Here is an 18399-nt window from a genome sequence, read left to right on the forward strand (position 1 = left end):
GCGGTGTGTCCGTCAACATTTTCATCTGCTGGTGGACCGCAATCGCGGGCAAGCCCGCTCCCACAGGTTTGGTGCCCACAGGTGGACTTTCGTCGCCTGAGGGCTAGGTGTGCAGCCCCACAACTAAACTTAATTCACCCAGGACAAGCTTCCCGTCCTGTTCATTCCCACGACCACCGCCCACGACGAACATCGCCGCTGGACCGTGATCCTGCAACAGGAGCACATGTGATGGACGAGGCCAGACTCAATGACTTCATGGGCAAACTGGTCAATGACATGGGCGGCGCGGCGATGCTGGCCAATGTCATCCTCGGCGAGGAGCTCGGCCTGTATCGGGCCATGGCCGACAGCCAGCTGACCACCCCAGAATCGCTTGCCGGCAAGACCGGCTGCAACCCAAGGCTGGTGCGCGAATGGCTCAGCGCCCATGCCGCCTCCGGCTACATGGAGCACAGTGAAGGCCAGTTCCGCCTGCCCGAAGAACAGGCCCTGGCGCTGGCGATCGAGGATTCGCCGGTGTACATCGCCGGGGGAATCGGCGTGGTGGCGTCGTTTTTCCACGACAAGGACAAACTGGTCAAAGCCATGCGCGGCGACGGCGGCCTGCCCTGGGGCGATCACCATCCGTGCATGTTCAGCGGCACCGAACGCTTCTTCCGCCCCGGCTACAAGGCGCACCTGATCAGCGAATGGCTGCCGGCCCTCGACGGCGTGGTGGCCAGGCTTACGGCCGGGGCTAAAGTCGCGGACATCGGCTGCGGGCACGGCGCCTCGACGGTGATCATGGCCCAGGCATTTCCCAGGTCGACGTTCGTTGGTTTCGACTATCACGCGCCCTCGGTTTCCGTCGCCACCCAGCGCGCGGAGGAAGGCGGCGTCTCCGACCGGGCGAGCTTTTTCAGCGGCACGGCGAAGGACTATCCCGGCGAGGACTACGACCTGATCTGCTATTTCGATTGCCTGCACGACATGGGCGATCCGGTGGGCGCGGCGAAACATGCCTATGAGTCGTTGAAGGCGGACGGCACGGTGTTGCTGGTGGAGCCCTTCGCCAACGATGCCCTGGATGACAACATCACTCCGGTGGGAAGGCTGTTTTATGCGGCGTCGACCTTTATCTGCACGCCGAACTCGTTGTCCCAGGAAGTCGGGCTCGGGCTGGGTGCGCAGGCGGGTGAGGCGCGGTTGCGCAAGGTGTTTACCGAGGCCGGGTTCTCCAGTTTCCGCCGGGCGACGCAGACGCCGTTCAACCTGATCCTGGAGGCCCGCAAATAACATCCCACTGTAGGAGCGAGCACGCTCGCGATGGACGCCAACGATAACGCTGGCGTCCTGACACCCCGCGGTGTCTGATCCTCCATCGCGAGCATGCTCGCTCCTACAGGGTGCGGCGTGGCGGTGCTAATCTGCGTGTACTCAAGGAGTGCTGAACATGCTCGACCACCACATCCACGACCAGCTCGACCGCCTTCTGCAACTCATGACCGATGAGCCGTTCGTGGTCCTGACCGGGGCCGGGATCAGCACGCCGTCGGGCATTCCGGATTACCGCGACAACCAGGGCGTACGGCGTGGTCGGCAGCCGATGATGTATCAGGAATTCCTCTCCGCCCCCGAATCCCGCCGCCGCTACTGGGCGCGGGCGATGCTCGGCTGGCCGCGGGTGCGTCAGGCCCGGCCGAACGTGGCCCATGACACCCTTGCCCGTCTGCAGAGCAGCCGCCGGATCAGCGCCCTGATCACCCAGAACGTCGACACCCTGCACGACCAGGCCGGCAGCCACGACGTGATCGAACTCCACGGCAGCCTGCACCGGGTGCTGTGCCTGGACTGCGGCCAACGCAGCGAACGCGATTCGATCCAGCAATTGATGGAGGCGCAGAACCCGTACCTCGCCGGCGTCGACGCGGTACAGGCGCCGGACGGCGATACGCTGCTCGATGCCGCCTTCGAAGCACGCTTCCAGGTCCCCCACTGCCCGCACTGTTCGGGCCAGCGGATGAAACCTGACGTGGTGTTTTTCGGCGAGAACGTGGCGCAGGTCACTGCCGCCAAGGCGATGGCAGCCGTGGAAAAGGCGGCGGGTTTGCTGGTGGTGGGATCGTCGCTGATGGCCTATTCGGCGTTTCGCCTGTGCCGCGCGGTGGCGGATCAGGGCAAGCCGTTGCTGGCGATCAACCTGGGCAAGACCCGGGCGGATGACATTCTGGATCTGAAAATCGAAGGCTCGTGCGAGCAGCTTTTGCCGCTATTGGCCGAACGCCTCAACCCCTGCCCCCCCAATCCCCTGTAGGAGCGAGGCTTGCCCGCGAAGAGGCCCATGAATCCGGCAACGATGTCGACAGTTATGCCGCCTTCGCGAGCAAGCTTCGCTCCTACAAGGAAATCGAGTGCCGTGCGAGCAGAAGTTCACTGTAGGAGCGAGCTTGCTCGCGATGGAGGACCAGACACTGCGGGGCGTCAGGCTGCCAGCGTTATCGTTGACGACCATCGCGAGCAGGCTCGCTCCTACAGGAGAGAAGGGTTGTCAAGGGTGGGAGAGTTGTTCTGCGAGGTTTTCCTCTTTGAGCACATCGAACAGCGCCTGCGCCGCTGCCGACAGCTCTCCCCCAGGCAAGGTGAGCACACCCAAGGCCCGCTCCACCACCGGGTCGCGCAGAGTGATGCAGCGCGCACCGAGCTCGCGCATCTGCCCGGCGCACAAGGCGGGTACGGCACTCACACCCAGCCCGCTGGCGACCATGCGCCCGACCGTCGCCAGTTGATGGCTTTCGAACTCCACCGGCAGCTTCATGCCCCGGGCCTGCAAATGTTCCTCGAGCATCACCCGCACCGTCGACGGTCGTTGCAGGGTGATGAACGGTTCCTTGAGCAAAGTCTGCCAGTCGATGTCCGGCAGATCGGCCAGTGCCGAGTCCCGAGGTACCACCGCCACGAACCGGTCGATATAAAGAGGCGTGAATTGCAGCGAAGAACTCATGGTCGGCTCGAACGCCACGCCCAATTCCACCTGGCGATCGCGGACCATTTCCAGCACCTGCTCGTTGATCACGTCGTTGACCGTGACGTTGACGTTCGGATAGCGCGCGCGGAAGGTCTTGAGCATCGGCGGCAGCAGGTTGCCGGCGAACGACGGCATCGCCGCCAGGGTCACGCGGCCGCGCTGCAGGGTGAAACGCTGGCGCAATTCGTCCTCGGCATTGTCCCAGTCGGCAATCAGGCGGCGCGCCAGCGGCACCAGCGCTTCGCCCTCGGCGGTCAGCGTCACGTTACGCGTGTTGCGGGTGAACAAGCGCCCGCCCAGGCCCTCCTCCAGCGCCTTGATGGTCAGGCTCAGGGCCGATTGCGACAGGTGCAGGCGCTCGCAAGCCACAGCGAAACTCAGGCTCTGGGCCACAGCGAGAAAGGCGCGGATCTGCTTAACGGTCATGTCGCGTCGCTCCAGTTGTAAGCTACAAGCTCTAAGCTGCAAGTAAGAAGCAGCAATTTATTGAGTTTTATCAATCAATCAACCTTAAAAATCAACTTAACAAATAAATCCTACAGCGAGACACTCAACCCCATACGGCTAGCCAGCCGCCCACAAAGAATAAAAGAGGTGCATATGGCAGGTTTCGACAAGCGCGTGAGTTCCTACGAGGAAGCGCTGGCAGGTCTTGAAGACGGCATGACTGTGATCGCCGGCGGCTTCGGTCTGTGCGGCATCCCGGAAAACCTGATCGCCGAGATCAAGCGCAAGGGCACTCGCGACCTCACCGTGGTCTCCAACAACTGCGGCGTCGACGGTTTCGGCCTCGGCGTACTGCTGACCGACCGCCAGATCAGCAAAGTGGTCGCCTCCTACGTCGGCGAGAACAAGCTGTTCGAAGAGCAACTGCTCAAGGGCGAAATCGAAGTCATCCTGACCCCGCAAGGCACCCTCGCCGAAAAAATGCGCGCAGGCGGTGCCGGCATCCCGGCCTTCTTCACCGCCACCGGCGTCGGCACCCCGGTTGCCGAAGGTAAGGAAGTACGTGAATTCAATGGCCGCAAGTACCTGATGGAAGAGTCCATCACCGGTGACTTCGCCATCGTCAAAGGCTGGAAAGCCGACCATTTCGGTAACGTGGTCTACCGCCACACCGCCCAGAACTTCAACCCGCTGGCCGCCACCGCCGGCAAGATCACCGTGGTCGAAGTCGAAGAAATCGTCGAACCCGGCGAGCTGGACCCGGCGCAGATCCACACCCCTGGCATCTACGTCGACCGGATCATCTGCGGCACTTTCGAAAAACGCATCGAACAGCGCACCGTACGCAAGTGATCCCCTGCCCCCGGACCGAATGAAGGAATAACAACAATGGCACTTTCCCGCGAACAAATGGCTCAGCGCGTCGCCCGTGAAATGCAGGACGGCTTCTACGTGAACCTGGGCATCGGCATTCCGACCCTGGTCGCCAACTACATTCCCGAAGGCATGGAAGTCATGCTGCAATCGGAGAACGGCCTGCTGGGCATGGGTCCGTTCCCGACCGAAGAAACCATCGATGCCGACATGATCAACGCCGGCAAGCAGACCGTGACCGCGCGCATCGGCGCGTCGATCTTCTCCTCGGCCGAATCCTTCGCGATGATTCGCGGTGGCCATGTCGACCTGACTGTGCTGGGCGCCTTTGAAGTGGATGTGCAAGGCAACATCGCTTCGTGGATGATCCCCGGCAAGCTGGTCAAGGGCATGGGCGGTGCGATGGACCTGGTGGCCGGCGCCGACAACATCATCGTGATCATGACTCACGCGTCCAAGGACGGTGAGTCCAAGCTTCTGTCCCAATGCAGCCTGCCGCTGACCGGCGCCGGTTGCATCAAGCGCGTGCTGACGGACCTGGCGTACCTGGAAATCGAAAACGGCGCGTTCATTCTCAAGGAGCGTGCACCGGGTGTCAGCGTCGAAGAGATCGTCGCCAAAACCGCCGGTAAACTGATCGTGCCGGACCACGTTCCGGAAATGCAGTTCGCCGACCAGTGAGGAATCATTCCATGCAAGAAGTCGTGATTGTTGCCGCCACGCGTACCGCGATCGGCAGCTTCCAGGGTGCCCTGGCCAATGTTTCCGCGGTGGATCTTGGCGCTGCGGTGATCCGTCAGTTGCTGGCGCAAACCGGCCTGAACCCGGCCGAAGTCGATGAAGTGATCATGGGCCAGGTATTGACCGCCGGTGCCGGGCAGAACCCTGCCCGCCAGGCCTCGATCAAGGCCGGCCTGCCGGTCGCCGTACCGGCCATGACCCTGAACAAGGTCTGCGGTTCGGGCCTCAAGGCCCTGCATCTGGCCACCCAGGCCATTCGTTGCGGCGACGCCGACGTGATCATCGCCGGCGGCCAGGAAAGCATGAGCCTGGCCAACTACGTCATCCCCGGCGCCCGCACCGGCCTGCGCATGGGTCACTCGCAGATCGTCGACACCATGATCAGCGATGGCCTGTGGGATGCGTTCAACGATTACCACATGGGCATCACCGCCGAGAACCTGGTGGAGAAGTACGGCATCACCCGCGAGCAGCAGGATGCCTTCGCCGCCGCTTCGCAGCAGAAAGCCACGGCCGCTATCGAGGCCGGGCGTTTTGCCGATGAGATCACGCCGATCCTGATTCCGCAGCGCAAGGGCGATCCACTGTCCTTCGCCACCGACGAGCAACCGCGGGCCGGCACCACCGCCGAATCCCTGGGCAAACTCAAACCGGCCTTCAAGAAGGACGGCTCGGTGACCGCCGGCAACGCTTCGTCGCTCAACGACGGTGCCGCCGCCGTGATCCTGATGAGCGCGGACAAGGCCAAGGCTCTGGGCTTGCCGGTGCTGGCAAAAATCGCCGGTTACGCCAATGCCGGCGTGGACCCGGCGATCATGGGCATCGGCCCGGTATCGGCCACACGCCGTTGCCTGGACAAGGCGGGTTGGTCGATCGATCAACTCGACCTGATCGAAGCCAACGAAGCCTTCGCCGCACAATCGCTGGCCGTGGCCAAGGACCTGGAATGGGATCTGGACAAGGTCAACGTCAACGGCGGCGCCATCGCCCTCGGCCACCCCATCGGTGCCTCGGGCTGCCGCGTGCTGGTGACGCTGCTGCATGAAATGATCAAGCGTGATGCCAAGAAAGGCCTCGCCACACTGTGCATCGGTGGTGGTCAGGGCGTGGCTTTGGCGATCGAGCGAGCGTAAAGCGTTCAACAGACTGCGCGGGGACCCACGAAGAGCCGTCGCAGCCTGGAAAAACACCCGGTGCACCTTTGGTGACACCGGGTTCTTTTTTTCTGGCCTTCTGGTTTGTTGATTCCTGTAGGCGCGAGCATGCTCGCGATGGTGGACCAGACACCGCGGGGCGTCTGGTTCCCAGCGTTATCGTTGACGACCATCGCGAGCGTGCTCGCTCCTACAGGGGGTCATGCTACGAACTGCAGGATCAGCCAGGCATTGGCCCCGCTGATCACCACGAATAACCCCCACGCCAGCACCCGCGTCGGCAGGCGGTTCACAAACACGCCCATGAGCTTGTGATCGTTAGTCATGCGAATCAGCGGATACAACGCAAACGGCAGCTGCAGACTCAGCACCACCTGACTCAGCACCAGCAACTTGCCCACCGCATCATCCCCCATCAGCCACACCCCGATGAACGCCGGGATCAGCGCCAATCCTCGGGTGATCAGGCGCCGCTGCCAGCACGGCAGTCGAAGGTTCAGAAAACCCTCCATGATCACCTGGCCGGCGATGGTGCCGGTGAAGGTCGAGCTTTGCCCCGAAGCCAGCAGCGCGACACCGAACAGGATGCTGGCCAGCGCCCCGCCCACCAAGGGATCGAGCAAGTGATAGGCGTCCTGAATGTCGACCACGTCGGTGTGTCCGGTCTTGTGAAACGCAGCGGCCGCGAGGATCAGGATCGCCGCGTTGACCAACAGCGCCAGGGCCAGGGAGCCGATGGTGTCGATGCGCGCCAGTTTCACCGCGTCCTGCTTGCTGGCCTGGTCCTTGCCGATCAGGCGTGTCTGGACGATCGAGGTGTGCAGGTAGAGGTTATGCGGCATCACCGTCGCACCTAGAATGCCGATGGCCAGGTACAGCGGCGCGGCGTCGGCAATGGCCGACAATGACGGGGTAAAGCCCCGGGCGACATCCGGCCAGAACGGTTTGATCAGCAGCAGTTCGACGAAGAAACACGCGCCGATGGTGGCGACCAGCACCAGCATGATTGCTTCCAGACGACGGAAGCCACGGTTTTGCAGCGCCAGTACCAACAACGTGTCGAACGCCGTCAGGGCGATGCCGAAGGTCAGCGAGCAGCCCAGCAGCAAATGGAACGCCAAGGCGCAGCCGAGCACTTCGGCGAGGTCGGTGGCGATGATCGATATTTCCGCCAGCACCCACTGGGTGCGCGCCGTGCGTGTGCTGTAGCGTTCGCGGCACAGTTGCGCCAGATCGCGCCCGGTGGCGATGCCCAGCCGCGAACACAAACACTGCACCACCATTCCCGCCAGACTCGCCAGCAGCACCACGAACAGCAGGCTGTAGCCGAACCGCGACCCGGCCTCGATGGCCGTCGCCCAGTTGCCTGGGTCCATGTAGCCGATGGACACCAGCAACCCGGGCCCCGCGAAGCGCAGGACACGTTTGAAAAATGACGCACGGGGATCGACGGCGACGCTGCCCGCGACTTCTGGTGGGCAGAACGGCGCGGTGGCGACTTTGGGCAAACTGAATTTCACGCGGTGGTCCATCAACTGGTGGGGAGGTGGCCAGATTAGACGGTTCTCTTGCGCCGCGACACCGCCCCGCCCTCTGTAGGAGCGAGCTTGCTCGCGATGGTCGTCAACGATAACGCTGGAAACCTGATCCCCCGCAGTGTTTGTGCGTTCATCGCGAGCAAGCTCGCTCCTACAGAAGATTATTTTGTATACAAAATCACCTTACCTATAGAGCAATCAGTGTTAACGTTGTCCTCTGACACAAATGGAGACATACGCGTGCTGATGCTCAAACTGCTGGTGATTCCGGGTTTCCTGCTGCTGATTTCCCTGGCGGGCAAGCGTTGGGGGCCGAGCGTGGCAGGCTGGTTGTCGGGGTTGCCGGTGGTGGTTGGGCCGATTCTGTTTTTCCTCGCCATCGAGCAAGGCGAAGCGTTCGCCGCGCAATCGGCACTGGCGGCGCTGTCGGCGATGTTCGCGATGATTACCTTCTGCGTGACCTACGCCCAGGTCGCGCAACGCACCGGATGGCCGCTGGCGCTGACGGTTTCGCTGTCGGTGTGGGCGCTGGTCGCCGTGGTGCTGTCGCTGATCCCGCCGTCGCTGACGGTCTCGGTAATCGCCGCCGCCACCGCCCTGCTGGCCTCGCCCTACCTGTTCCCCTCGGTTCAACCGATCTCGTCCGGCCCGGCGCCCAAGTCCGACAAGTTGCTGCTGCGCATGGTCGCCGGTGCCCTGCTGACCCTGGCCGTGACCCTGCTCGCCAGCACCGTCGGCGATCGCTGGAGCGGACTGCTCGCCGTGTTCCCGGTGCTGGGCAGCGTGATGGCAGTGTTTTCCCAGCAGACCCGTGGCCCGGCGTTTACCGCCGCCCTGCTGCGTGCAACCGCCACCGGCATGTACTCGTTCTCGGCGTTCTGCCTGGTGCTGGCATTGGCGCTGCCGAGCATGGGCATGAGCGCCTTTGTCCTCGGCGTAGCGGTGTCCGTGGCGATGCTCGGCGTGACCAAACGCCTCCTGGCCCGCCCCGCACCGTCGATGGCCAAGGCCCAGTGACTCATTCGATCATTTCGCACGAGTAACCCAACAACTCCGTACGTCAATCGAACAGGTTTCCCTCAACATCAGCCTCAGTTCCTACCCCACTACTGACTGAGGCCTACACCATGAAGTTCTTTTTCCACCCTTCGCCGAACCCGATGAAAGTCGCCCTGCTGCTCGAAGAACTGCAAACGCCCTACGAGCTGATCGGCGTCGACACCTTCAAGGGCGAGCAACACCTGCCGGCCTTCCTGGCCATCAACCCGAACGCCAAGGTGCCGGCGCTGGTCGACGGCGACGCCACGGTGTTCGACTCCCAGGCAATCCTGCTGCACCTGGCGCAAAAGCATCAGCGCTTCCTGCCGACCAGCGCCGCCGGCAACGCCGAACTGCTGTCGTGGCTGATGTTCATCGCCACCGGCCTGTCGCCCTTCTCCGGCCAGGCCGTGCACTTCCTGCATCACGCGCCGGAAGATTTGCCCTACGCTAAAAACCGCTATTTCAAGGAAGTCGAACGCCACTATCGCGTGCTCGACCAGCGCTTGGCCGAACATCAGTATCTGGCCGGAGACACCTACAGCATCGCCGACATGGCCCTCTGGGGCTGGGCCAACTACGCGCCGTACATCCTCGGCGAGAACGGTCTGGCGGCCTACCCGAACGTCAAGCGCCTGTTCGACGAAATCAGCGCCCGCCCGGCCGCTCAACGCGCCCTGGGCCTGAAAGAAAAACTGGTGCTCAAAGCCGAATTCGACGAAGAAACCCGTCGCAACCTGTTTCCGCAAAACCAGGCGTAATCCGCCACTTTCTTGCAATTGCGAGGTGATGAAATGAGTGAGCAAGTCGCGTTTATCGTCTATCTGCCGTCCAAACCCGAACGCTTCGCCGAAACCCGCGAACGTCTGCTGGACGTCGTGCACCAGATGTCGGCCGAGCCGGACTTCATCAATACCTGGGTGCACCAGCTCCAGGATGATCCGAACACGCTGGTGCTGTACGAAACCTGGAACTGCAGCAAGGAAGATTTCATCGCTCGTCACCTGAGCAAGCCATATCGGCAGGAGTACGAGCGGCTGCTGCCGGAACTGCTGGCCAGCGAACGCCGGATCGAGTTTCTGGACGTGATCAAGCGCTATCCGGTGCGGCGGGAAGTGTGATTGCACGAGCCCTGGTGACGAGGAGGTTTCTTTCGTCACCAGGGCTTTGTGTTTTTTGAGGTCCTACAACGGCGGACAAATGGCCAAAAATCGAGGATTTGTCCCACAGATTTTTCGGGTTGGTCGTCGGAAGCGGGATGTCTAGGATTCGCTCTGTAGCTTGGCCGGCCTGCTTCATCCGAGCGGAGGCGACAGCAAGCCACATCCCCATTAGACTCTTGCACATTGATCCTGGAGGTCACGATGAGTACCCCGCTTTCCCCCATGGTTTCCGAGTTCGAAACGGAAGAACAGGCCGCCAGCTACGATCGCTGGTTCCGCGCCAAGGTGCAGGCTTCGCTGGATGATCCGCGACCAAGCATCCCTCATGACGAAGCCATGGCTATGCTTGCACAAATGCTGGAAGACAAGCGCAAAGCTCGTCGTGAGGCTTGTTGAGTGGAAACATCAGGCTCTCGACGCCTTGAGCGACATCATTGATTACATTGAGCAGTACAACCCCAAAGCCGCCAACGCCCTACACCGTACGATTGTGACTTCGACTCAAGGCTTGTCCGCCATGCCCTACTGTTACAGGTCTGGCCGACTCCCCGACACTCGGGAAATGGTTGTGCATCGCAATTATGTGGTGGTTTACCGGGTTATGGGGAATGTCGAGATTCTGACCGTTTTACATGCCAGGCGAGAATACCCTTGATGTTTACGACCGCCTGTTAGCCCACGCTGGAACACATCAAACCTCCATGGGATGTTCGCCCCCATCGCGCAACCATCCCTGGAGATTCCGAATGTCTCGTCGCCAATGCGCTGCCGAGCAACAATGGTGCAAGCGGCGCCAGCAAGCCCTATCGCCAAGAGTACGAGCGGCTGCTGGCGGAGCTGCTGACCAGCGAACGCCGGATCGAGTTTCTGGACGTTATCAAGCGCTATCCGGTACGGCGGGAAGTGTGATTGCACGAGCCCTGGTGACGAGGAGGTTCTTTCGTCATCAGGGCTTTGTGTTTTTTGAGGTCCTACAAAGGCGGACAAATGGCCAAAAATCGAGGATTTGTCCCACAAGATTTTCCGGTTGGCCGTCGGAAGCTCGAGGCGTAGCGTCAACGTTCCAAATCAAGCAACAGAAGGCCCCAACCAGCACCCCGGAAGCTCGACCTCATACGTCAAGGATCGACCGTTGTGGCGCAGTACGCTGTTCTAAAACGCTAATTGCCAAGCGCGCGACAGGTGATGTCATGATCACGTCACATGTCGCATGGAGGTGATCGGTATGCCCGCAGTGACCGAGACGAAGAGCGTCACCAGAAAGCCGACCGAGGTGTTGTTACGAGGCCGCAGAGGTGAGACGCGCATGACAATCATCCGATACACACAGAAAGGCTTTGACCTCAACGACGTCAGGGAAATGCTCTCGACATCAACGTTGTACATGGAGTACGGCCTCGTCCAACGCATAACGGGCAAATCCCTCAGGACAGTCCAGCGCCTGGCAAAGGACACCAGACCGGTTCGACTGAACGAGCAGCAGAGCACCATAGCGTTTCAGTACGCGCGGGCTCTGGAACATGCCAGTGAGGTTTTCGGCAGCCAGCAGTTGGCGGAAGACTGGCTGAAGAAACCTTGCAAATACCTGGACGGAAATGTCCCGCTGGAACTGGTCGGCAATTCCCTGGGTTTTCAGGCAGTGGAGGATTATCTGACCGCAATCGAGCACGGGGTCTATCAATGACCCCTTTGCCCTGGGATGGGAAATGGCATGCATGGCGCCTGGATCGCCAGGTCTTCAAGGAAACCTGGCACAGCGGTCTGGGCTCACGGCAAACCGGCGGTCGATGGAGCCCACCCGGACGCCGGGTTATCTACGCTTCGGCCGATCCATCCACCGCCATCCTTGAGGTCGCAGCGCACACCGGCTTCGATACCCTGGACCGGGTGCCTTACGTTTTGACCTGTTTCGAAATCATCGACGCCCGCCTCATCAAGGTTATCCAGCCAGAGGACGTTCCCAACCCCAACTGGCTTGTACCGTCCCTACCCTCGCCCAATCAGCAGCGGTTCGCAGATGAATTGCTGACCGAACATCCTTTCGTATTAATCCCGTCCGCGGTTACCCGCCATTCATGGAATCTGCTGGTGAGCTGCGATTTGGCCGCAAGCCACTTCAGGCTGGTTGCCCAAGAGCGTTTTGGTCTCGATACCCGATTGATCAAGTGAACCGCTCCATCCGTAAGCCCACGCTGGAACACATCAAACCTCCATGGGATGATCGCCCCCATCGCGCAACCATCCCTGGAGATTCGAATGTCACTGTTGAGTAAAAAAGCCGTTGCCCTGCTGCTGGCGGCGACTGCCACTTTTGGGGCTCTGAATGTGCAGGCGGCGGCCAAGGCCAAGGAGGCGCCGGTGCAGAAGGTCTCGATGCTCGACGGCAAATTCAACTTCACCCTGCCCAAGGGCTTCGTCGCCAATGCGCTGCCGAGCAACAATGGCGCGAGCGGCACCATGTACGCCAATGAGACCACCAAGACGGTTGTGATCGCCGCGCAGAACAGTCTGCCGGAAGGCACCACGGTGAAGGACAACGACGGCGCCTTTCTCGATGGCACCGTGGCCGACTTCGATGCGGCGCAGCGCAAGGCATTGCCCGACTACAACAAGCTCAGCGAAAAGAGCCTGACCCTGAAAGGCAGCGGCCTGGGTGTGCGTCAGGTCGACAGCACCGCCACCCAGGGTGGCGGCATGACCCTCAACACCACGCTGATGGCCGCCTCCGGCACCCACATGACGGTGATTCAGGTCATTTCCCGCCCTGGCGACATGGCGGCGCACGAGACGCTGATCAAGCAGATCGTCAGCGGCAAGTGAGCTTCAAGGGTTGAGGCGCTGCAACCAGGCGCTCAGGTCCTGAAGCTCTTCGGCACTGATGTTGTGACCGACACCCTGATAGGCGTGAAACTCCGGTTCCAGTGAGACGCTCTGCAACAGGCTGTTGGCTTCGGTGCCGTCGCTGAACGGCAGGCGTTTGTCCGCGGTGCCATGACCGATGAAGATCGCCAGCGACTGGCGTTTTTCATCCGGTTTCAATTCGGATCTGAGCACCGGCAGAATCCGTCCGCTCAAAGCGGCGATCCCGCCCACCGCTTCGGGTTGGCGCAGGGCGACTTCATAGGACATGATCGCGCCCTGGCTGAACCCCACCAGATATACCTTGTCCGGATCGGTGTGATATTTCTGCGCCGCCTTCGCGATGAAATCCAGCAGCAACTGGCCGCTGGTCTTCAGATCATCGGTCTCTCCGTTGTAGGCACCCTCGCCCTTCTTGCGAAACCACTGATAACTGCCCTCCTCCAACACCATCGGCGCCCGTACCGACAGGTAGGTGTAGGACGCGGGCAGTTCATCCTTAATGCCGAACAGATCCCGCTCGTTACTGCCGTAACCGTGGAGGAAAATCACCAGGGGCTGGTCGCGGGAATCGGGGGTGGTCTGCTCGAGGTATTTGAGCGGCAGATCGGTTTGCAGCGGGGTTTGGGCGTGGACAGCGGCGGACGCCAGCAGCGTGAGCAGAGCCAGAAATTTCAGCATGAGCCTTCCTTCACAGTGCGCAGGATTCGGGGTTGAGCCTAACACCTCTCAGCGCCTGTGCACTCCCCCTGTAGGAGCGAGCTTGCTCGCGATGGAAGACCAAACACCGCGGGGTGTCAGGCTGCCAGCGTTATCGTTGACGTCCATCGCGAGCATGCTCGCTCCTACAGAGGATGCAGAAGCGGAGCGTCCGTGATTGCCGATCAGTCGTTGATCAGTTTGCCCGCCCGAATCGGCTGACGCCCCGCCACTTTCGCCTGCCACGTCCCCGGCTGGGTATAGCGCCCGCGATCGATCGCAAACAGCACGCCGCTGGTGCCCGCCCGCACGGTGGTGACCTTGTCGCTCAGCGGGTCGACCACTTCGAACAGGGCGTCGCCCTTCTCCACCCACTCGCCAGCTTCGCGCAGGAAGCTGACCACGCCGTGGTGCGGTGCGAAGAGATATTCGGTGCCCTCGAACGGCATGCCTTCGCAGCACTCTTGCGGCGCTGCCGGCCAGTCGCCCGCGATGAATCCCTGTTCGGCGAGAAATCCCAGAATCGCCTCGCAGTTGGCCTGGGCCTGATCGACGCGAGTGTCACCCATGCTGCCCAGTTCCAGGGTGGTTGCGAGGTTGGCCGGTGGAATCGCAGCGTTGGGGAACGCCCGGGCCAGTCGCAGCCATGGCGAAGAGCAGGATTCGTCGAAGGAACTGCCACCGGAGTCCTCGCACAGCAAAGCCACGCCGGCTTTCAGGCGCGCTGCCAGGGACTGCCATTGCGGCCAGTGCTGGGGCAAGGCGTAGACGTGGATCGCCGCATCGAAATCGCAATGCAGGTCGAGGGTGATGTCGGCGTCGCAGGCATGGCGCAGCAACAGGCGGTGCATGGCTTCCAGCTGAGAGGCCGGAGCTGGCAGATCGTCGAGCACCTGGCCCATGGTCTGGCGGATCAGCGCGATGTTGGCATCGGCATCGTTGCCCAGACGATCCCCAATCAACTGCCCCACCGGACCGCTGAGTTCGACGAATGCGCGATTGAAATTCTTGCCACTGCCGAGCTCGAAACGGCCCATGTGGCTGCCTTGCAGATGCTGGTCGAGACCGATGGGATTGGCCACCGGCACCAGCTCGATCACGCCTTGCAACTGGCCCTGGCTTTCCAGCTCGGCCAGGCGTTTTTTCAGTTCCCAGGCAGTGCGCATGCCCGGCAGCTCATCGGCGTGCAGGCTGGCCTGGATGTAGACCTTGCGAGTGCCGGTGCCGTAGCGGAATACGCTGAGGGTACGTTCGGTGCCCAGATGGCTCCAGGGCAGAGGGTGGTCGATGCGTTGCATGGGAGAACTCCTGAATACTGGAAATCGGTGAGATCACCTGTGGGAGCGAGCCTGCTCGCGAAAGCGGTGGGTCAGATATACAGATGTTGACTGACACACCGCTTTCGCGAGCAAGCCCGCTCCCACAGGGGTCTCGTTTCAATGGAAAACGAGCATAAAAAAAGTGGCCACCGCGTCAACGGGGCCACCTTTTTCTACCGCGTATTAATGCCCGTACACGTCAAAGTTGAAGTACTTGTCCTGCACTTGCTTGTACTTGCCGTTGGCACGGATTTCGGTGATGGCGGTGTTGAATTTGTCCGCCAGTTCCTTGTCGCCCTTGCGCACGGCGATGCCGGCGCCGCCGCCGAAGTATTTCGGATCTTCATAGGTCGGGCCTACGAAAGCGAAGCCTTTACCGGCGTCGGTCTTCAGGAAACCTTCGTCCAGGTTGACCGAGTCAGCCAGCAGCGCGTCGATGCGGCCGGAGACCATGTCCAGGTTGGCTTCCTGCTGGGAGCCGTAACGCACCAGCTCGATACCGGCCGGCACCAGCACGTCGGTGGCGAAACGGTCGTGGGTACTGGCGCGCAGCACACCGACTTTCTTGCCCTTGAGCTCGGTCAGCGGGTCCTTGATGTCGGTGCCTTCCTTCATCACGAAGCGCGCCGGGGTGTGGTAGTACTTGATGGTGAAATCGACGTTCTTCTTGCGATCGTCAGTGATGGTCATGGACGACAGGATGGCGTCGATCTTCTTGACCTTCAGGGCCGGGATCAGGCCGTCGAATTCTTGCTCGACCCAGGTGCACTTCACTTTCATCTGCTCGCACAGCGCGTCGCCGATGTCGACGTCGAAACCGGTGAGTTTGCCGTCAGGGGTTTTCATCGAGAACGGTGGGTAACCGGCTTCGATACCGATGCGGATCGGCTTGGCGTCGTCGGCCACGGCGGTCAGGGACAACATCGACAGTGCCAGGGCACCGAACATCACTAGCTTCTTCATTTATAACTCCTGTGTGCGGAGGCTTTTTGTTGGCAGCTTTATAAACAACTTTCGGCCGTTCGCTTGTGGCGGGCAAGACCGAAGAGGCCGGCAGTCTAGAGCGGCTGGTGCGGGGCAAATTATTCTGACGCGACAAATACGTATAGAAATTGGCCGGATTCGCGATATCCATTCCCGTGTATCAGGCGGACCCGATTTTCAGAAAAGACCTACACGCGATCGAGCATGTTCCGACTGAAGAGTCGCGCTGGCGAGGGGCCGTTTTTTGCGTCACATTGACTGCCCGCCTACCCCCAAGAGCAGCCCCATGCCCGAGTTGAACCTGATCCAGCACCACCCCGCCGAAGGTCCCGGCGCCATTGCCCTGTGGGCGGCTTCCCGTGGAGTGACGCTGAACGTTTTCCGCGCCGACCTGGGTGAGTTGCCTGATGCCAGTGCAGCACCGGCGATTATTTTGGGCGGCCCCTATGAGTCCAACGGCGGGCCGGCATGGCTGCAATCTGAGCGTCAGTGGCTGGCGAGCAGTCTGGACCAGGGCGCGGCGGTGTTCGCGATCTGCCTGGGTGCGCAGCTGCTGGCGCTGAGCCTGGGCGGCAATGTGCGGCGCATGGAACGGACCGAAACCGGATGGACCGAGGTGAGGTTCAGCGACGGTCGGACGCTGAAGGTGTTGGAGTGGCACGAGGACGCCATCGATCTGCCGCCGGGCGCGCAATTGCTGGCCAGCAGCGAGAAGTGTGAACAGCAGATGTATCGCGTGGGGCCGACGCGGGTGGGGTTGCAGTTTCATCCGGAGTGGAATGCGCAGTCGGTGGCCGTGCTGAACGAGCATTTTGCCGAGGAGTCGCCGCTGCCTCGCGGGGAGCAGGACGGTGCGGCGCATGCTGCGGTTTTTGAGTGGTTGCAGGGGGCGTTGGATGGGTGGTGGGCTGCCTCAGCGGTTCGCTGATCCCACGATGAAGTCCTTTGTGCTGAGGGGTTTATCCCCTCATCACAGTTGATCAGTGTTGACCGAAACTCAGCATTCGCAGCCGATCGCGACTTTGGCTGGCAGCGCGACACTCAGCTCGAACCCCTCATCCAGCCACCCCGTCACTCCGCCGATCATCTCCTTGACCGGGTACCCCAGCGCCGCCAGCCGCACCGCCGCCTTGTTCGCGCCGTTGCAGTGCGGGCCTGCGCAATAGACCACGAACAGGCTGTTTTTCGGGTAATCCGCCAGCGCTTCGGCGGTGAGCATGCGCCGTGGAATGTTGATCGCGCCGGGCACATGCCCGCGATCGAACGCCAAGGGACCGCGCACGTCGATCAGGACAAAATCCACCTCACCCGCCTGTTGGCTGCCATGGACGTCGGAACAATCGGTTTCGAAGGTAAGGCGGTTGCTGAAATGCATCAGGGCAATGGCGGACGAAGCGGCGGGGATTTCGCGAACCAGGCTGGTCATGGTTGTTTCTCCTGAAGGTCGTTGGGTGTGAACAGACTTTATCCGCCCGCCACTTGCCGCTACAGTGGCGCACAAGACACTCACCGGGAATTTTCCGCCAAATGCACTCTGCCCCTGGATTGGTCGCGATTCTGGCCTACGACGGCCTCTGCACCTTTGAGTTCGGCATCGCTGTCGAGATCTTCGGCCTGGCGCGGCCGGAATTCGAATTTCCCTGGTACGAACACCAGATCGTCGCCGTTGATCAGGGCCCGATGCGCGCCATGGGTGGCATCCAGGTACTGGCCGATGGCGGCCTGGAACTGCTCGGACAAGCCCGGACCATCATCATCCCTGGCTGGCGCGACCGTAACGCGGCGGTGCCCGAGGCGCTGATCAAGGCCCTGCGTCAGGCCCATGCCCAGGGTGCGCGATTGCTGTCGATCTGCTCGGGAGTGTTCGTGCTGGCGGCCACCGGCCTGCTCGACGGGCACGGCGCCACCACGCACTGGCGCTACACCACGGAACTGGCGGAACGCTTCCCCAACATTCAGGTGGACCCGGACGTGTTGTATGTCGATTCGGGCCAATTGATCACCTCGGCCGGCAGCGCCGCCGGCATCGACGCCTGCCTGCACTTGGTGGCGCGGGATTTCGGCACCCAGGTGGCCAACGCCGTGGCGCGGCGCCTAGTGATGTCGCCGCAGCGCACCGGTGGCCAGGCGCAGTTCATTCCCACGCCGGTCAGTCCTACACCGCGCAGCGATCTTTCCCGCGTGATGCAGTGGGCGCGGGAGCGTTTGCATGAACCGCTGGAGGTGCGCGATCTGGCCAGTGAAGCGGCGATGAGCGAGCGCACTTTTCTGCGCAGGTTCACCGAAGCCAGTGGCCAGTCACCCAAGAGCTGGTTGCAGCATGAACGCCTGGGCCGCGCCCGGGAGCTGCTGGAAAGTACCGACCAGAACACCGAGCAGATTGCCGAGCGTTGTGGTTATCGGTCAGTGGAGAGTTTTCGGGTGGCGTTTCGCAGTGTGGTCGGGGTGCCGCCGTCGGTGTATCGGGAGCGGTTTGGGCGTGGGGTCAAGGCCATTTCTTGAGGTGCTTTTGAGGGCCTCTTCGCGAGCAAGCCCGCTCCCACATTAGGTCAGTGTCGTACACAAAATGTGTGTTCG

The 18399-nt window shown here is 61.6% G+C and carries 21 protein-coding genes; 15 read left to right on the forward strand and 6 right to left on the reverse strand.

What is annotated here, in order from left to right; all coding sequences use genetic code 11:
• Window positions 1–231 precede the first annotated feature (231 nt).
• Complete coding sequence (locus tag ACW9JE_RS19490; RefSeq protein ID WP_224537936.1) at window positions 232–1278, forward strand: class I SAM-dependent methyltransferase; 1047 nt, start codon at window positions 232–234, stop codon at window positions 1276–1278.
• 157 nt (window positions 1279–1435) lie between these two features.
• Window positions 1436–2296: an NAD-dependent protein deacetylase gene (locus ACW9JE_RS19495; RefSeq protein WP_224537937.1), complete on the forward strand. Its 861-nt coding sequence runs from the start codon at window positions 1436–1438 to the stop codon at window positions 2294–2296.
• 234 nt (window positions 2297–2530) lie between these two features.
• On the opposite strand, the gene ACW9JE_RS19500 is transcribed toward ACW9JE_RS19495, so the two are convergent.
• Complete coding sequence (locus ACW9JE_RS19500) at window positions 2531–3433, reverse strand: LysR family transcriptional regulator (protein WP_224537938.1); 903 nt, start codon at window positions 3431–3433, stop codon at window positions 2531–2533.
• A 174-nt stretch (window positions 3434–3607) separates the two neighbouring features.
• Between ACW9JE_RS19500 and ACW9JE_RS19505 the strand changes: the two genes are divergently transcribed.
• From ACW9JE_RS19505 to ACW9JE_RS19515, 3 genes are read left to right on the forward strand one after another with little or no spacing between them, the layout of a single operon-like run.
• Complete coding sequence (locus ACW9JE_RS19505; RefSeq protein ID WP_224537940.1) at window positions 3608–4306, forward strand: CoA transferase subunit A; 699 nt, start codon at window positions 3608–3610, stop codon at window positions 4304–4306.
• 36 nt (window positions 4307–4342) lie between these two features.
• A complete protein-coding gene (locus tag ACW9JE_RS19510; RefSeq protein WP_017338016.1) occupies window positions 4343–5008 on the forward strand; it encodes a CoA transferase subunit B in 666 nt (221 codons plus the stop codon).
• Between the two features lie 11 nt (window positions 5009–5019).
• Window positions 5020–6201 (forward strand): acetyl-CoA C-acetyltransferase, encoded by a 1182-nt coding sequence (locus ACW9JE_RS19515; RefSeq protein WP_224537942.1) that lies wholly within the window; start codon window positions 5020–5022, stop codon window positions 6199–6201.
• Between the two features lie 221 nt (window positions 6202–6422).
• Here ACW9JE_RS19515 and ACW9JE_RS19520 read toward each other — a convergent pair whose 3' ends face one another.
• Window positions 6423–7742, reverse strand: coding sequence for an Nramp family divalent metal transporter (locus ACW9JE_RS19520; protein ID WP_457433656.1), 1320 nt, complete (start codon window positions 7740–7742; stop codon window positions 6423–6425).
• Between the two features lie 258 nt (window positions 7743–8000).
• On the opposite strand from ACW9JE_RS19520, the gene ACW9JE_RS19525 reads away from it, so the two are divergent.
• The 8 genes from ACW9JE_RS19525 (at window position 8001) to ACW9JE_RS19560 (ending at window position 12781) form a co-directional block, all read left to right on the forward strand.
• Entirely contained in the window at window positions 8001–8777 is a 777-nt protein-coding gene (locus tag ACW9JE_RS19525; RefSeq protein ID WP_457433657.1) for a hypothetical protein, read from the forward strand.
• 110 nt (window positions 8778–8887) lie between these two features.
• On the forward strand, window positions 8888–9559 hold the full coding sequence (locus tag ACW9JE_RS19530; protein WP_457433658.1) for a glutathione S-transferase family protein: 672 nt from the start codon (window positions 8888–8890) through the stop codon (window positions 9557–9559).
• Between the two features lie 33 nt (window positions 9560–9592).
• Window positions 9593–9919, forward strand: coding sequence for a putative quinol monooxygenase (locus ACW9JE_RS19535; RefSeq protein WP_224537948.1), 327 nt, complete (start codon window positions 9593–9595; stop codon window positions 9917–9919).
• Between the two features lie 243 nt (window positions 9920–10162).
• The gene (relB, locus tag ACW9JE_RS19540; RefSeq protein ID WP_457433659.1) at window positions 10163–10357 is read left to right on the forward strand and encodes a type II toxin-antitoxin system RelB family antitoxin; all 195 of its coding nucleotides are present in this window, start codon (window positions 10163–10165) and stop codon (window positions 10355–10357) included.
• Window positions 10287–10616: a type II toxin-antitoxin system RelE/ParE family toxin gene (locus ACW9JE_RS19545; protein ID WP_457433660.1), complete on the forward strand. Its 330-nt coding sequence runs from the start codon at window positions 10287–10289 to the stop codon at window positions 10614–10616. The genes relB and ACW9JE_RS19545 overlap by 71 nt, the downstream gene beginning before the upstream one ends.
• Before the next feature lie 570 nt (window positions 10617–11186).
• Window positions 11187–11645 carry an antitoxin Xre/MbcA/ParS toxin-binding domain-containing protein gene (locus ACW9JE_RS19550; RefSeq protein ID WP_457433661.1) on the forward strand — a complete coding sequence of 153 codons (459 nt, stop codon included), beginning with the start codon at window positions 11187–11189 and terminating at the stop codon, window positions 11643–11645.
• The gene (locus ACW9JE_RS19555) at window positions 11642–12130 is read left to right on the forward strand and encodes an RES family NAD+ phosphorylase (RefSeq protein ID WP_457433662.1); all 489 of its coding nucleotides are present in this window, start codon (window positions 11642–11644) and stop codon (window positions 12128–12130) included. The genes ACW9JE_RS19550 and ACW9JE_RS19555 overlap by 4 nt, the downstream gene beginning before the upstream one ends.
• A gap of 87 nt (window positions 12131–12217) precedes the next feature.
• Complete coding sequence (locus ACW9JE_RS19560; RefSeq protein WP_457433663.1) at window positions 12218–12781, forward strand: hypothetical protein; 564 nt, start codon at window positions 12218–12220, stop codon at window positions 12779–12781.
• A 3-nt stretch (window positions 12782–12784) separates the two neighbouring features.
• On the opposite strand, the gene ACW9JE_RS19565 is transcribed toward ACW9JE_RS19560, so the two are convergent.
• From ACW9JE_RS19565 to ACW9JE_RS19575, 3 genes are all read right to left on the reverse strand, one after another.
• Window positions 12785–13501 carry an alpha/beta hydrolase gene (locus tag ACW9JE_RS19565; RefSeq protein WP_457433664.1) on the reverse strand — a complete coding sequence of 239 codons (717 nt, stop codon included), beginning with the start codon at window positions 13499–13501 and terminating at the stop codon, window positions 12785–12787.
• A gap of 203 nt (window positions 13502–13704) precedes the next feature.
• Window positions 13705–14817 carry a succinylglutamate desuccinylase/aspartoacylase family protein gene (locus ACW9JE_RS19570; protein ID WP_457433665.1) on the reverse strand — a complete coding sequence of 371 codons (1113 nt, stop codon included), beginning with the start codon at window positions 14815–14817 and terminating at the stop codon, window positions 13705–13707.
• Between the two features lie 204 nt (window positions 14818–15021).
• Complete coding sequence (locus ACW9JE_RS19575; RefSeq protein WP_110967502.1) at window positions 15022–15801, reverse strand: ABC transporter substrate-binding protein; 780 nt, start codon at window positions 15799–15801, stop codon at window positions 15022–15024.
• Window positions 15802–16108: 307 nt separating this feature from the next.
• Here ACW9JE_RS19575 and ACW9JE_RS19580 point away from each other — a divergent pair, with 307 nt between their 5' ends.
• The gene (locus ACW9JE_RS19580; RefSeq protein ID WP_457433666.1) at window positions 16109–16750 is read left to right on the forward strand and encodes a type 1 glutamine amidotransferase; all 642 of its coding nucleotides are present in this window, start codon (window positions 16109–16111) and stop codon (window positions 16748–16750) included.
• 69 nt (window positions 16751–16819) lie between these two features.
• Here the strand turns inward: ACW9JE_RS19580 and ACW9JE_RS19585 are convergent, their stop codons facing one another.
• Window positions 16820–17248, reverse strand: coding sequence for a rhodanese-like domain-containing protein (locus ACW9JE_RS19585; RefSeq protein WP_457433667.1), 429 nt, complete (start codon window positions 17246–17248; stop codon window positions 16820–16822).
• Window positions 17249–17349: 101 nt separating this feature from the next.
• On the opposite strand from ACW9JE_RS19585, the gene ftrA reads away from it, so the two are divergent.
• Window positions 17350–18324 (forward strand): transcriptional regulator FtrA, encoded by a 975-nt coding sequence (ftrA, locus tag ACW9JE_RS19590; RefSeq protein ID WP_457433668.1) that lies wholly within the window; start codon window positions 17350–17352, stop codon window positions 18322–18324.
• Window positions 18325–18399 lie beyond the last annotated feature (75 nt).

The sequence above is a fragment of the Pseudomonas sp. SDO55104_S430 genome (genome assembly GCF_054070595.1).